Source organism: Gordonia sp. VNK1 (assembly GCF_040049135.1).
GTDB classification, from domain to species: domain Bacteria; phylum Actinomycetota; class Actinomycetes; order Mycobacteriales; family Mycobacteriaceae; genus Gordonia; species Gordonia oleivorans.
The window spans coordinates 131441-144584 of record NZ_JBDZDJ010000013.1 but is presented as its reverse complement, the minus strand read 5'-3'; the positions used below and the strand labels follow the sequence as shown (position 1 = coordinate 144584).

Sequence of the window (13144 nt, the reverse complement as noted above, 5' to 3'; positions counted from 1 at the left end):
AGACTGCCCTCAGTAAGGGTCAACTGAGCCGAAACCGGATGCTTCGGCCGGTAGAATCGGACACATGACCACTACCGAATCGACCAAGTTCCACCAGTTGCTCCACGACCAGGTCGGCCACGAATTCGCCGCGTCACAGCAGTACATCGCCGTCGCCGTCTACTACGACAACCACGACATGCCGCAGTTGGCCAAGCACTTCTATCAGCAGTCCGTCGAGGAACGCAATCACGCGATGATGATCGTGCAGTACTTCCTCGACCGTGACATCCAGGTGGCCATCCCCGGAATCGAGGCCCCGCGAACCGAATTCGACGATTACAAGGCGCCGATCGAGTTGGCGCTCGACCAGGAACGACGGGTCACCCAGCAGATCGTCGACCTCGCCAAGTCGGCCCGCGACAGCGGCGACTACCTCGGCGAGCAGTTCATGCAGTGGTTCCTCAAGGAGCAGGTCGAGGAGGTCGCCACGATGACGACCCTGCAGACCATCGCCGAGCACGCCAACGGCAACCTGTTCGATCTGGAGAACTTCGTCGAACGCGAGTTCGCCGGCGGCAGCACCGGGGACGCCACGGCACCGGTGGCCGCGGGCGGCAACCTCTGAGAGGGTCCGGTCGAACAACCCGGGGTTGATCCCACGATCTGGGTGAATCTCCGGTGATGTTCAGCCATTCTTCAGCCCTATGCGGCAGGGTGGTCCCATGGCATCACGAAGCGGTAACAGCCCCGCCTCCTCCGGCCGCCCTGCCCGCTCGGGTCACACCAGGCGTACGACCCGATCGACGACGGTGCCGCGGTGGTTCGCGGTGCTCGCCGCGGTCTACGGCAGCCTGCTGACCTTCCTCGCCGTCGCGTTCTACCTGGGTGCGAGCACGTCGAAGACGCACACTGCCGCGGCATTGGTCGACGGGGTGGGCCGGTGGTGGCCGTCGGCGGTGCTCGCCGCGGCACTCATGGCCAGCCTGCTCGTCGGATTCGGTGCGGCCGCGTCGCGTACCCGCCGTTCCCGGGCCGACGGGCGCATCAACGTATCGTGACCTGCCGCCCGCGCAGCCCGTCGCGGGAACTGCGTTCGGCGGTGGTGAGGTCACCGGTCTCGGTCAGCGCCTCCGACAGCCAGGTGTCGAACTGATCGAGTCCGTCGTACCACTCCTCGTGGTGACGTTCGTTGTCCAGATCGAAGACGGGCACCAGCAACCCCAGCGTGCGGAACGACCCGGCGAACCGGGATCCCTCACCCAGCGTCAGCCGACCCGCGGCATGCAGACGTGCCAGCGCCGTCATCACCTCGTCCTCGGGTTCGGGACGCACCCACCGCAGGTGTGCGCGTTCCCCGGCGTCGACCCACCACGGCGCACCCTTGCCGCTCGTCACGGCCAACCGCGCCGTCGGCATGATGGTGTCGTTCGCTCGCTCGAGCATCACCGAGATCTCTTGCGGCACTTCGGTACCCGGTGGGAACCACCACGAGAAATCGCCGTGCACGGTGATCGACAGATCGGCGTCGGGGTTCAGGACGTCGGTGAGACGCAGGTCGGATTCCGTTGACGCACCCCGTAATTCGCCGCCGGGGTCGCTGTGCGCGGCCCAGTCGATGGCGCCGGCGAGCGCGGCATCGAGTTCGTCGGGTTCGGGATCGGACTGCAGCGCCACCAGACCCTCGGTCCGGCCCCGTGATTCCCGGGTGATCGCCGCGACGGCTCCGGGCAGGATGGTCGCCAGGATCACCTCGTTGCGGGTTCCCGCCGGCACCGGGGGCAACACCGCGGTCTCATCCGGCATCACCGACGTCAACTCCACCGGCGGCGGCCCCGGCTCGACGAGGTCGAGGACCGCGGTCGCCGACGACACGAACGTGTGCAGTGCCACCAGATCACATTCGGCGGCGAGCCCGGCGAACGGCCGGGGCGGGGCGACCAGCGCGGCCGCCTGCCGTGCCTTACGCGCCGCGACCCGCTCGGCTCGGTTGCTCCCCGGGCGCGGCCCGCTTCCCCGCTTGCTCTTCTTGCCCATCGGTCCACCTTCTCATGCGGCCCGGCCGAACATGGGGCCCGGCCGTCAGTCGACGGTCACCAACCAGTCACGCACCTTCTGCGGATGATTCGTCGCGATCCACCGCACCCCGAGGTCGGCACACAGCTGCACGTCGGCCAACTCGTCGACCGTCCAGCAGTAGGTCACCCGACCGGCCGCGGCGGCTTTGTCCACCAGATCCGGATGCAACCGCAAGGTCTCCACCGAGGGTCCGATACCCGTCGCCCCGACCGCCGTGGCGGCGCTGCCGCCCAGCACCCGTGCCGTCTCACCGAGCAGGATCGTCGGCAGCATCGGCGCGTGCCGACGGATTCGCCACACCCCCGACGACGAGAACGAGATCACCACGGCCCGACTGTGGTCGGCCGACGGTGGCGTCGCGACCCCGAAATCGTGCAGCGTGGACAGCAGTTGCTGCTCGACGAGACTGCCGAACCGCACCGGATGTTTGGTCTCGATGAACAGCCGGACCGGCCGACGCCAGTCGAGGGTGAGGGTGAGCAACTCGGTCAGCGTGAGCACCTGCGCCGGCTTGCCGGCGTTGTGCCAGCTGCCGAAATCGAGTTCACGCAGTTGCGGCAGGGTCATCTCACTGACCACACCCGATCCGTCCGACGTGCGGTCCACGGTGCGGTCGTGGATGCAGACCAACTCGTGGTCGGCGGTGAGGCGGACGTCGCACTCCAGACCGTCGGCGCCCTGCGCGAGGGCCAGTTCGTAGGCCGCGAGGGTGTGTTCGGCGTGATCGGCCGACGCACCGCGATGGGCGACGACTGCGGGCTTGCCCGACCGGGAGACCTGGTCGCCGATCATGCGGCCACCACCCATCGCCGCTGCGGGGCCACGTCGACGTCGGTGTGATCGAAGATCGCGATCAGGCGTCGGCCCACCCACAGGGCGAACCCCGCCGACACCGCCGCGCTGAGGGCCACCATCAGCACGGCGTTGGCCCCGGTCTGGATGGACCCGGATTCGGCGGCCACCCACCAGGTGATCGCGGCCAGCACGGCCACACCGTTGACCAGGGCCCACGCCACCCACATCGTGCGCAGGCGCGACGAATCGCGGGCATCGCGGCGTCCGTCCATCGCGGCCGCCTCGTAGATGAGCATCGGTGCGCCGACCACGTTGACCAACGGGATCGCGGCGAGCGGGATGCTCATCCATCGCGGCCGCGGATCGAGATACCCCGCCGACGCATACGCCTCTGCGCGCTTGGCGAGCAGCCACCGAACGAAGACGACGGTGGCGTAGACATAGCACCCGAGGGCCGCCACCCCGGCGACGAGCACGAGGATGGTGCTGAAGGTGATCAGCCATTCCGGAAGGGTGGTCGTCCGGTTGATCGCCAGCAGCACATAGCGGAACAGGTGGATCACCGCCGAGACCACCAAGGCCAGACCGACCAATTGCAGGGCGCTGGTCAGCACTTTGGTCAGACGTGTCGCCGCCGACGGCCCGTCGTCGGGTGACACCGGCGAATCGAGCAGACCCCACTGCGGGATGTAGGCGTAGCGCGGGATCTGATGCGACACCGCCTGGTGCGGCGCGCGTGGCGGCGGCAGGGTGTCGGCGGGCCGTCGCGCGATCCACCGCACTGCCCGGGTGCCGTACATGTGCGGCGCCGACCGGACGGGCGGTGGTGGCGGCGGTGGCGGTCCGGACTGTTGATACCGGGCGACGACGGCACTCGCCTCGACATCGTCGGCGACGACGGTCAGCGGGCCACCGCACCGGGGGCAGCGGTCACGACCCGGGCGATGCGGCGCCTGAATGCGGCAGCGGGGACACAGATCCAGCATGATCAGGCAGGTCCCGCTCCGGTCGGACCGGAGGTCTGCACCGGCTTGCCGTTCTGCACCCAGGCGAGCATGCCGCCCTGCACACAGGTTCCCTCGTATCCGACGCGTTCGAGGTATTGCAGGACCCGCATGGACCGGCCGCTCGAATGGCAGATGACATAGAGATCGGCGTCGGGATCGATCTCGTCGAGCCGGCCCGGTACGTCGCCGAGCGGGATGTGGACGGCACCGTGGACGTGCCCGGCCGTCCACTCGTCGTCCTCACGGACGTCGAGGAGGACGCGGTCGGCGTCGGCGGTGAAATCGTCCGGGAGTTCCGTCACGGGAACCTGCGGTATCTCTCCCATGCTCACCGATCCATGTTCGCATAGGCGGCTGCGCGCCGAGGCCCGCCTGCCCAACGCCGCGGCCCGACCCCCTTGGATGCTTCGTGTGACCGTCGATCGGGGGACAGCCGGTTTGACCCGCCCGAACCACCCGTCGACCGACTATGTAGGACTGCATAACGCTATCCACATGCGGCGATACCGCGCTGTGACCTGTATCACGGACCAAGGGTCAAGTTGTGGATGAGACTGTGGAATCTGTGGAGAATCGCACTCCGCATGCCTAACAATTGTGATCGGCATCACTCGATCGGTGCGAACATTCCGCACAGTGTTCACGTCAGTACACGACCACCGACCGGCTTGACAAATCGTCGAAATCCACAGGCCCTGTGGATAACGTGGGGACAACACGTCGCAAGTGGATCAATCAATCAGCGAAAACGCACACCACTGGCCCCATCGAGCGCACGCACCGCACCACCGATGAGATCCTCGGCGAGGACCGACGCGTGCACCTGATCCCCGAGGATCCGCGTCAGCAGCGGTTTCGGCGCGTCGACGGTCACGATCTCCGCATCCGGATAGTGCTCGGCCACCACCGACCGCATCACGCCGACACCGTCGACGAGGCCGAGTGCGGCGGCCTTCTCGCCGATCCACACGTCACCGGAAAACAGGGCGGCGTCGTCGCCCTCGAGGCGCTTGCCGCGACGTTGACGTACCCACCGGATGAACGTCTCGTGGAGTTGACCCTGCAGTCCCTCGAGCCACGCCACATCGTCGGCGTTGACCGGCGAGAACGAATCGAGCCGCACCTTGTTCTCCCCCGCGGAGTACAGACGCCGTTCGACGCCGAGTCGCGCGATCACATCGGTGAAGCCGAATCCCGAGGACACCACGCCGATCGACCCGACCAGCGACGTGTGTGCCGCGTAGATCTCGTCGGCGGCGCAGGCGATCCAGTAACCGCCGGAGGCCACGACGTCCTCACAGAACGCGAGGACCCGGACACCCTTCTCGGAGGCGAGCTGACGGATGCGTTCGGCGATGTACTCCGACTGTGTGGGCGACCCGCCCGGCGAGTTGACGACGATGACCACCGCACGCAGATGCTCGGTCTCGAACGCCCGCTTGAGCACCGATTCCACCGACCTCGTCGTCAGGCCGGCCCGCCCGGGCCCGACGTGACCGATCACGCCGTCGAGTCGCACCACCGCGACCTTCTCCGCACGCGCGCGGCCGAGCTTCTTGGCGATCCGCTTGATCGCTGCAGCAGTCATCTCGCCGAGTCTAGCGACGCCTGATCCGCACACCCACCACCTACACTGCTCACGTGCAGATCCGGTGGCTCACCGCGTTCCTCGACTTTCCCGCGCGGCAGTTCGGCAGTGAGGTCACGTTCTGGCGGGCCATCGCCGGCTCGACGGTGTCGCCGCCACGTGGCGAGCATCGGGAGTTCGCGACGCTGCAACCCTTCAACGGCGATGCGCACCTGCGGGTCCAGCGGATCGAGTCCGGCGTCGGCGGCGTGCACGTCGACATCCACACCGACGATGTGCGGGCCGCCGCCGACGAGGCCGTCGCACTCGGCGCCGTCCTGGCGGCCGACAACGCGTCGTTCCTGGTCATGGAATCGCCGGCGGGTCTGCGGTTCTGCCTGGTCCCCGCGGCCGCGACCGCGCGCCGATCCCGTCCGATCCGCTGGCCCGAGGACACCATCAGCATCATCGACCAGGTGTGCATCGACGTCCCGGCCATCCTGTTCGACCGCGAGGTGTCCTTCTGGTCGGAGCTGACCGGACGGCCCACCCTGTCCGCACGTCGCTCCGAATTCGTCCGCCTCCAACGAGATCCACGCCTGGCCCTGGGAATCCTGTTGCAGCGCTTACTCTTCGACGGGTCGGCGCCGGCGGCGGCCGGGTTGCGTGCGACCGCGCATCTGGACCTGGCGACCACCTCGGTCGACGACGAGATCGCCCGCCACGAGGATTGGGGCGCAACGATGGTCGAGCGTTTCGATTCGTGGGCGGTGATGATGGATCCGGCCGGACGCCGCTACTGCATCACCGACCGCAATCCCCGCACCGGCGACTGAGATGGTGATCGGCGGGCTCAGTCTCCCGCAGCGAGCCAGGCACGTAGCCGGTCCACCTCGTCGTCGAGTTCGCCCGCCACGCTGCGAGCGGGCTCGAAGAAGAGGTCGACGTGCGGTCCGTCGTCGGTGAGCGACCAGGTTCCTGCGAGCCGGCCGTCGCAGAGCACGAAACCGGGTGAGCGGCCGTTCGGGGTGACGGTGCGGGCGAACAGTTTCTCGTCGGCGATCCGCGCGCGGTCGGCCTGCGCGACCAGGATGTGATCGAACGGCGCGATGAGTCGGACCGGTGCCGGGGTGTCCGCGGGGATCAGATCGAGACCATCGAGGTCGTACAGCGTCTGACCGTCCGGGCCGGTGTGACACTGCAGTTCCCAGTCGCGCTCCATCTCTTCGACGAGGGGCCGCAGTCCACGCAGTCCCGACCACGTCTGGATGGCCGGCACCGACGCCGGACCGAATCCGCGCAGATAGAGCCGGATCAGTTCCCGGCGCGCCTCGTCGCCGACGAGGGCGGGTTCGCCGGGACCGATCCACTCGTCGAGCAACCGGTAGGTCACCGCACCCCGACCCCGCCACATCCCGCGCGGCGGGATCTGCACCAGCGGAAGGCCGCACCGGGCGACGGCGACCAGGGTGGCGGGTTGCTCTTCGGGGAACCGCTGCGACAGCGTCGCACCGAGTTCGGCACCACCGACAGACCGCCCGGCCAGGATGTCGACCGCGGCGGTGATCACCTCCGACGGATCGGCCTCGGACAGCCGACCGCGATGGATCGTGCGGATCTCCGCGTCGAGGGCCTCCTGCGCGACCGGCCGGATCCAGCGGGCGTCGGCGCCGTCGACGAGGAAGATGGTGCTGCGCAGCAGGGCCATCCGTACCACTTCACGATCGGTGAGCAGATCGTCGAGTTCGCCGGGTTCGAAGCCGTCGATGCGGGAGAACAGCCCGAAGAAGGCCGCTCGCGGATCCTGCGACTGCATGCCGACGATGCGGTCGAGCACCTCGATGGCGTCCTCGTCGGCGCGCGCGAGGAGATGTTGACGGTGCAGCAGGGTGCGATTCCACTGACCGACCGAGATGGGTGCGGGCACGCGTGTCAGCCCGGGAAGGTGATTCCGGTGGCCGCGTGGCAGCGATACCCGTGCGGGTTCTTCGCGAGGTACTGCTGGTGGTAGTCCTCGGCGTAGTAGAAGTGTCCGTCGCCGGCCTGATCGAGCGGGGCGATCTCGGTGGTGATCGGGCCCAGTCCCGCCGCATCCAGCGCGGTCTGGAAGGTGGCCGCCGATTCGCGGGCGAGGTCGGCGTCGGCGGCCGAGGTGGTGAAGATCGCCGAGCGGTACTGGGTTCCGATGTCGTTGCCCTGACGCATCTCCTGCGTCGGATCGTGGGTCTCCCAGAAGGTGCGCAGGATAGTGCGCAGGTCGACCCGTGATTCGTCGAAGACGATCAGTGCGGATTCGGTGTGCCCGGTCCGGGCGGTGCAGGTCTCCTCGTAGGTGGGATTCGGGGTGTAGCCGCCGGCGTATCCCACCGCCGTCGTCCACACGCCCGGCACCTGCCAGAAGATCTCCTCGACACCCCAGAAACAGCCGCCGGCCAGCACGACCGCGTGCAACCCGTCGTCGAAGGTGCCGATGCCGGTGCCGTTCTCGAAATCCGAACCCCGCATCGGGTGATGCAGGACGATGTTCTCCGGCGCGAGCGGCACCGGGGTGCTCCGGCCCGGCAATGCCGCGTCGGCATCAATGAGCTGCTGCTTTCCGGACCGGGACGCGAAGAGCTCGTCAAGCCATGACATGCGTCGATCCTACGCAAGGAGTTCCCGGCTTCATTTGAGTCGGCCGACCCACTGTGCTTAAGATGACCCACACGGGATGTGACACCAATCACCACGGTGCTTTATTCCCGTCGAGCCCGAGACCTGCTCCACCCGGGTCTCTCACAGAAGTCAGTGGAGGACCGCGATGGCCACAGATGCGACACGCAATCTGCGATCGATCACCCGCGGCCCGAGCGCGCCCCGCGCCACCTACGACGTCCGGTCCTCGTGCATGGGGATCGGCGCCAGCATTCTCGGACTCCTCATCCTGTTGGGCATCCTGGCCCTCATGTGAGCCCACATCGACTCTCGGGCAACGTAATTCGGCGCTCATCGGGCACCTGACACGACCCACAGACCTCAACCAGGGTTGAAGTTTATTGGGTCGATTTTGTTGCATTCGGTCAACCACTGCGTAAGGGTGGAAGGGTCCGCGATGTGTCGTCCACCCAGACGATTCCGCGCGTGTCGATAGTTGAGAAGCAATACCCCCAGACGGTATGTGCCCAAAGGGTATATGCACAGAGAGGAATACCGTGGCCGAATACACCTTGCCGGATCTCCCTTATGACTACGCGGCACTGGAGCCGCACATCTCCGGCAGGATCATGGAGCTCCACCACGACAAGCACCACGCCACCTACGTGAAGGGCGCCAACGACACCCTGGCCAAGCTGGCCGAGGCACGCGAGGACGGGACCATCGCGGGCAAGGTCTACGGGCTGTCGGCGACCCTGTCGTTCCACCTCGGTGGACACACCAATCACTCGATCTTCTGGAACAACCTGTCGCCGGACGGTGGCGACAAGCCCGAGGGTGACCTGGCCGCGGCCATCGACGATCAGTTCGGCGGCTTCGACAAGTTCCAGGCCCACTTCACCGCCGCGGCCACCACCCTGCAGGGTTCGGGCTGGGCGATCCTGGGCTACGACACCATCGGCGGCAACCTCGTCACCCTGCAGCTGACCGACCAGAGCGGCAACATCCCCGCCGCGATCATCCCGGTCGTCATGCTCGACATGTGGGAGCACGCCTTCTACCTCGACTACCAGAACGTGAAGCCGGACTACGTCAAGGCCTGGTGGAACGTGGTCAACTGGGCCGACGCCGCCGAGCGTTTCGCCCGCGCGACCAGCCAGGGCAAGGGACTCATCGTTCCCGCCTGATCGATCTCAGACCTCGACGGCGGCCGAACCCGAAACGGGTTCGGCCGCCGTTGTCGTTGATGAGGTTGTCGTCAGAACCGAGGACATCGACCCTCCGTCCGGTGTCACCAATCCTGGTGACACACATCGGTTTTCGTCCGAACGATCGACACGATCAGCAAGTGAATCCCCCGAACGGCCGATATCGGGGTCGTGCGGCATGCGGTTAACGTCGCACTGCTGTCCCCCGACACCTGATGTCCTCGAAGGAGATTCCGTGACCTCTCGCAGAATGCGCGTCCTGTCCGCGGCCGCACTGTCCGCCGCCGCTCTCGCCCTGGCCACCCCCGCTGTGGCCAACGCCGGCGGTACACATGATCCGGCGTACAGCCACCCGCCAACGTCGGCTGCGCCGGCTCCCGAGACCACGCAGCAATGCAACGAGGCCACAAAAGCAGGACACGGAGGCGAGACTCGTACCGGCCATACCCTGGGCCGAACGGGTCCGACCAGTTTCGAATTCACGTACAACACCTACTCCGTCCCGGACCAGGTCGAAGTCTTCTATGAAGGGCGGTCGCTGTACTCGACCAACGGTTATGTCGGAACCCGCGGCGACAAGACAGTCACCGTAGCGGTACCCGCTGGGCGCGCCGATTACGTGACCGTCGTCGTGAACGGAAACACCACGGAAAGCACCGACTGGGACTACACCGTGCACTGCCCCGCCTGATCTGACATCGACTCACGCCTCAGGGTGTCGCACGCTCACCGCGTGCGGCACCCTGAGTCGTCACCGGGCGCCATCCACCCGAACGCTCACCACACCACCGTCGCCGTGATCGCCGCGGCACACGCCACCACGATCACCGCGAGCACCACCCAGTCCCGACGATGGGGCCGCGACGGGTAGGCCGTCAGCCGACCGGTGCCGCCGCGCGCGGTGATCGCCTCGGCCATCTCCTCGCTGCGTCGTAGCGCCGAACTCATCGCGGCGACCACCATGTCGATGATGCCCATCTCCGCGGCGGGATGCCCGGAGTTGGCGGGGGCGGTCGGCCGCAGCCGGTGCGCGGCACGCAGCAGTCGCAGCTCCTCGATGAGCATCGGCAGACCACGCAGGCACAGCGCGATCGACACCGCCCACTCGTCGACGGGCAGCCGCAGCCATCGCAGCGGTCGCATCAGGGTGGCCACCGCGGGCGCGACCTCGGCCAACGGCGTCGTCCAGATCACCAGGATCGACGTCCCCAGCAACACCAGCCCGAGGGCCGTCGCCCGCAGGAAGATCACCACCGCATTCAGCCCGACCGCGGCGTTGACCGCGGCGCCGACCAGGATCAGTCCCCAGAACCACCAGGGCGGTCGGGGGATGGCGCCCAACGGGATTCCGGCGAGCAGCGCGGTGATCACCAGGACCGCCGCCACCATGCCCAACGCCGGCCACGACGGCAGCACCCACGTCATCGCGCTCAGCGCGAACACCACGAGCAGTTTGGTCCCCGCCCAGAGGCGGTGGATCACCGAATCGCCGGGCACCTGCCGCAGCGGCACCGTCCGCATCGTCATTCGATCGTCCCCTCTGCGTTGATCCCCTCTGCGTTGATCCCCTCTGCGTTCATCCCCTCGCCACGCACCGGCCAGGCCGCACCATCCGGTCCCCCGGGCATCTCTTCTCCCCCGGCCGTGAGTTCGCCGCCGACCAGATGCACCCGCCGGTCGCAGACCTGCTCCAACGACGAGAAGTCGTGCGAGATGATCACGATCGTCATCCCCGCCTGCCGCAGGGACGCGAGCACCCCGATCACCTCGGTCCGCGCACCCGGGTCGAGCCCGGCGAGCGGTTCGTCGAGCACCAGGATCTCCGGGGTGCGCGCCAGCAACCCGGCGAGCACCACACGCCGCATCTGACCGCCGGACAGCGAGTCGGTCCGCGCCGCGGCCATCGACCTCGGCAATCCGACGGCCTCGAGGACGCGGGCCACCTCGGTGGTGCCGACCTTCTCACCGCCCGCGGCCATGATCTCGTCGCCGACGTTCTGCTTCTGGATCTGCAGCCGTGCATGCTGAAAGGCCAGCCCGACCTCGCCGACCGAGTCGGTGACCTTCTGCCACTCGTCGTCGACGAACAGTTCGCAGGACCCTTCGGTAGGGGCGATGAGTCCGGCCATGATCCACGCCAAAGTGGTCTTGCCCGAACCGTTTCCACCGACGATGAGCAGTCCGTCGCCGCGATCGACGTGCAGCGACACGTCATGCAGCGCCCGCACCTCCCACGGTGAACCCGCGAGGTAGACGTGTCCGAGCCCGGCCAGACGCAACAGCGGTCGGCGACTGCGGATGGCGTGGGTGTCGCCGATGGATTCCGGGAGTGCCTCGACGCGCTGGGCCTCCGGTGCCATCCACTCCGGCGGCGTCGGCGCCACCCGGCCGTCGACGATGTGGATGACGCGGTCGGCCGACCGCGCCTCCGACGCCCGGTGGGTGATCAGCACGACGGCCACGCCGCGTCGTTGGGGCAGTTCGGTGAGCAGGGCCATGATCTCTTCCCGACCGACCGGATCGACCATCGAGGTCACCTCGTCGGCGATCAACAGCGCGGGATCGCGGGCCAGCGCACCGGCAATCGCGAGACGCTGTTGCTGACCGCCGGACAGGTCCGAGGTCTCCCGCTCGCCGAGTCCGGCCAAACCCACCTCGGCCAGCAACGCATCCACATCCACCTCGGTCTCCGGTGGCAGACCCCACACCACGTCGTCGGCCACCCGCGAGCCCAGCATCTGGGTCTCCGGGCGTTGCAGCACCATCGCGGTGCCGCCGGCCCGACCCAGGCCGGCGAGCCCGGGACGGATCACCGCACCCGCCGACGGCCTGCGCCCGGCGAGCACCTTGGCCAGCGTCGACTTCCCCGAACCGTTGGCCCCGACGACGGCCACGAACTCACCGGGCTCGATGATGAGGTCGACGCCGCGCAGGATGCGCCGACCGCCCGCCTCGTAGGCGAACTCGACGTCGCGCAGCGTCATCGGAACGGGCGCGACAACCCCGGAACCGACCGCGGAGTCGACCCCGGAGCCGGCGGCGTCACCGGCGTCGAGGGTGTCCTCGCTCGGCACATCGGCCAACCGGGCGATGATGGCACCCAGAATCCACCAGGCGACGACGATGGTGATGAAGGTCCCGACGGTCCCCGAGATCAGCACCCACGCCCACCAGTAGTCGGCGATGTTGGTGCCCAGCCCCTTGAAGAAATCGCCCACTCCGCTCAGGCCCGGCACCCTGGCGACCCATCGGCCGAATCCCTCCATGCTGTTGCGCATCGCGGCGAGCACCAGCTCGCGCAGCGGCTTGAGCAGGAACAACACACCGACGGTGACCGCGGTGACCAGGGGTGCGGTGACCAGTGCGGCTGCCAGCATCGTCGGCACGCCCCGACCGCGACGTTTGATCTCGCCGATGATGCCGCCGAGGACCGCCGACCCGAACACCGACAACGCCGCACCCGACCCGGCCATCGCGAAGGCCACACCGGTGCTGGCCACCGCCGCGGCGACCATGGCACGGGGGCGGGTTCGCGCCGCGATCAGTGCCAGCGGCACCGGGGCGAGCACGCGGACGGCACTGGCCAGCGGGATGACCGCGGCCACCACGACCGCGGCGACGGCCAGTCCGCCGAAGATCGCGATCGTGGCGATCTCCACCGGCCGCAACGGTCCACGCACACCGGCCGACCCCGTCGACGATGTATCGGTCTTTCTTCGCACCCGTCCAGTGTGCCTGTGCCCACCGACGTACCTGCCGGAGAGTCCTGCGCCGCGCGATGTAAAAGAACCGTCACATCCGGTGTTTCGAGTTGTCCGGCGCAGGGGCAGGGTGGATTCTTTTTCCACCGGTCGTTCGCATCCGGTTCGCTCGTC

General features: G+C 67.8%; 15 protein-coding genes. 6 read left to right on the top strand and 9 right to left on the bottom strand.

What is annotated here, in order from left to right:
* Positions 1-64: 64 nt before the first annotated feature.
* Both ABLE94_RS16890 and ABLE94_RS16885 read left to right on the top strand, forming a co-directional pair.
* Positions 65-607 carry a ferritin gene (locus ABLE94_RS16890; protein ID WP_348809337.1) on the top strand — a complete coding sequence of 181 codons (543 nt, stop codon included), beginning with the start codon at positions 65-67 and terminating at the stop codon, positions 605-607.
* 97 nt (positions 608-704) lie between these two features.
* Positions 705-1040, top strand: coding sequence for a hypothetical protein (locus ABLE94_RS16885; protein WP_348807147.1), 336 nt, complete (start codon positions 705-707; stop codon positions 1038-1040).
* On the opposite strand, the gene ABLE94_RS16880 is transcribed toward ABLE94_RS16885, so the two are convergent.
* The 5 genes from ABLE94_RS16880 to ABLE94_RS16860 all read right to left on the bottom strand — a co-directional run bounded on the left by ABLE94_RS16880 (position 1027) and on the right by ABLE94_RS16860 (position 5448).
* The gene (locus ABLE94_RS16880; protein WP_348807148.1) at positions 1027-2016 is read right to left on the bottom strand and encodes a DUF5926 family protein; all 990 of its coding nucleotides are present in this window, start codon (positions 2014-2016) and stop codon (positions 1027-1029) included. The two genes, ABLE94_RS16885 and ABLE94_RS16880, sit on opposite strands and share 14 nt — an antisense overlap.
* 45 nt (positions 2017-2061) lie before the next feature.
* Complete coding sequence (locus ABLE94_RS16875) at positions 2062-2850, bottom strand: glycerophosphodiester phosphodiesterase (RefSeq protein WP_348807149.1); 789 nt, start codon at positions 2848-2850, stop codon at positions 2062-2064.
* The gene (locus tag ABLE94_RS16870; RefSeq protein WP_348809336.1) at positions 2847-3839 is read right to left on the bottom strand and encodes a DUF4328 domain-containing protein; all 993 of its coding nucleotides are present in this window, start codon (positions 3837-3839) and stop codon (positions 2847-2849) included. Before ABLE94_RS16870 ends, ABLE94_RS16875 begins: the two co-directional genes overlap by 4 nt.
* 2 nt (positions 3840-3841) lie before the next feature.
* Positions 3842-4186 carry a rhodanese-like domain-containing protein gene (locus tag ABLE94_RS16865; RefSeq protein ID WP_348809335.1) on the bottom strand — a complete coding sequence of 115 codons (345 nt, stop codon included), beginning with the start codon at positions 4184-4186 and terminating at the stop codon, positions 3842-3844.
* A gap of 413 nt (positions 4187-4599) precedes the next feature.
* On the bottom strand, positions 4600-5448 hold the full coding sequence (locus tag ABLE94_RS16860; protein ID WP_348809334.1) for a S49 family peptidase: 849 nt from the start codon (positions 5446-5448) through the stop codon (positions 4600-4602).
* 53 nt (positions 5449-5501) lie between these two features.
* Here ABLE94_RS16860 and ABLE94_RS16855 point away from each other — a divergent pair, with 53 nt between their 5' ends.
* The gene (locus tag ABLE94_RS16855; RefSeq protein ID WP_348809333.1) at positions 5502-6263 is read left to right on the top strand and encodes a VOC family protein; all 762 of its coding nucleotides are present in this window, start codon (positions 5502-5504) and stop codon (positions 6261-6263) included.
* 17 nt (positions 6264-6280) lie between these two features.
* On the opposite strand, the gene ABLE94_RS16850 is transcribed toward ABLE94_RS16855, so the two are convergent.
* Both ABLE94_RS16850 and msrA read right to left on the bottom strand, forming a co-directional pair.
* Positions 6281-7354 (bottom strand): winged helix DNA-binding domain-containing protein, encoded by a 1074-nt coding sequence (locus tag ABLE94_RS16850; protein ID WP_348809332.1) that lies wholly within the window; start codon positions 7352-7354, stop codon positions 6281-6283.
* Between the two features lie 5 nt (positions 7355-7359).
* Positions 7360-8061 carry a peptide-methionine (S)-S-oxide reductase MsrA gene (gene msrA, locus ABLE94_RS16845; protein ID WP_348809331.1) on the bottom strand — a complete coding sequence of 234 codons (702 nt, stop codon included), beginning with the start codon at positions 8059-8061 and terminating at the stop codon, positions 7360-7362.
* 166 nt (positions 8062-8227) lie between these two features.
* Here msrA and ABLE94_RS16840 point away from each other — a divergent pair, with 166 nt between their 5' ends.
* The 3 genes from ABLE94_RS16840 to ABLE94_RS16830 all read left to right on the top strand — a co-directional run bounded on the left by ABLE94_RS16840 (position 8228) and on the right by ABLE94_RS16830 (position 9960).
* Positions 8228-8377, top strand: coding sequence for a hypothetical protein (locus ABLE94_RS16840; protein ID WP_348807156.1), 150 nt, complete (start codon positions 8228-8230; stop codon positions 8375-8377).
* A 241-nt stretch (positions 8378-8618) separates the two neighbouring features.
* On the top strand, positions 8619-9248 hold the full coding sequence (locus tag ABLE94_RS16835; RefSeq protein WP_348809330.1) for a superoxide dismutase: 630 nt from the start codon (positions 8619-8621) through the stop codon (positions 9246-9248).
* A 256-nt stretch (positions 9249-9504) separates the two neighbouring features.
* Positions 9505-9960, top strand: a complete 456-nt coding sequence (locus tag ABLE94_RS16830) for a hypothetical protein (protein WP_348809329.1) — start codon at positions 9505-9507, stop codon at positions 9958-9960.
* Positions 9961-10046: 86 nt separating this feature from the next.
* Here ABLE94_RS16830 and ABLE94_RS16825 read toward each other — a convergent pair whose 3' ends face one another.
* Together ABLE94_RS16825 and ABLE94_RS16820 are read right to left on the bottom strand one after the other, a co-directional pair.
* Positions 10047-10796 carry an energy-coupling factor transporter transmembrane component T family protein gene (locus ABLE94_RS16825; protein WP_348809328.1) on the bottom strand — a complete coding sequence of 250 codons (750 nt, stop codon included), beginning with the start codon at positions 10794-10796 and terminating at the stop codon, positions 10047-10049.
* Positions 10793-12991 carry an ABC transporter ATP-binding protein gene (locus ABLE94_RS16820; RefSeq protein ID WP_348809327.1) on the bottom strand — a complete coding sequence of 733 codons (2199 nt, stop codon included), beginning with the start codon at positions 12989-12991 and terminating at the stop codon, positions 10793-10795. The genes ABLE94_RS16825 and ABLE94_RS16820 overlap by 4 nt, the downstream gene beginning before the upstream one ends.
* Positions 12992-13144: the final 153 nt, after the last annotated feature.

What these genes read in the sequence shown, in the direction of transcription:
- ABLE94_RS16880 (WP_348807148.1), bottom strand. Translation starts at nt 2,016, where the DNA reads ATGGGCAAGAAGAGCAAGCGGGGAAGCGGGCCGCGCCCGGGGAGCAAC.
- ABLE94_RS16840 (WP_348807156.1), top strand. Translation starts at nt 8,228, where the DNA reads ATGGCCACAGATGCGACACGCAATCTGCGATCGATCACCCGCGGCCCG.
- ABLE94_RS16875 (WP_348807149.1), bottom strand. Translation starts at nt 2,850, where the DNA reads ATGATCGGCGACCAGGTCTCCCGGTCGGGCAAGCCCGCAGTCGTCGCC.
- msrA (WP_348809331.1), bottom strand. Translation starts at nt 8,061, where the DNA reads ATGTCATGGCTTGACGAGCTCTTCGCGTCCCGGTCCGGAAAGCAGCAG.
- ABLE94_RS16885 (WP_348807147.1), top strand. Translation starts at nt 705, where the DNA reads ATGGCATCACGAAGCGGTAACAGCCCCGCCTCCTCCGGCCGCCCTGCC.
- ABLE94_RS16825 (WP_348809328.1), bottom strand. Translation starts at nt 10,796, where the DNA reads ATGACGATGCGGACGGTGCCGCTGCGGCAGGTGCCCGGCGATTCGGTG.
- ABLE94_RS16860 (WP_348809334.1), bottom strand. Translation starts at nt 5,448, where the DNA reads ATGACTGCTGCAGCGATCAAGCGGATCGCCAAGAAGCTCGGCCGCGCG.
- ABLE94_RS16870 (WP_348809336.1), bottom strand. Translation starts at nt 3,839, where the DNA reads ATGCTGGATCTGTGTCCCCGCTGCCGCATTCAGGCGCCGCATCGCCCG.
- ABLE94_RS16865 (WP_348809335.1), bottom strand. Translation starts at nt 4,186, where the DNA reads ATGGGAGAGATACCGCAGGTTCCCGTGACGGAACTCCCGGACGATTTC.
- ABLE94_RS16890 (WP_348809337.1), top strand. Translation starts at nt 65, where the DNA reads ATGACCACTACCGAATCGACCAAGTTCCACCAGTTGCTCCACGACCAG.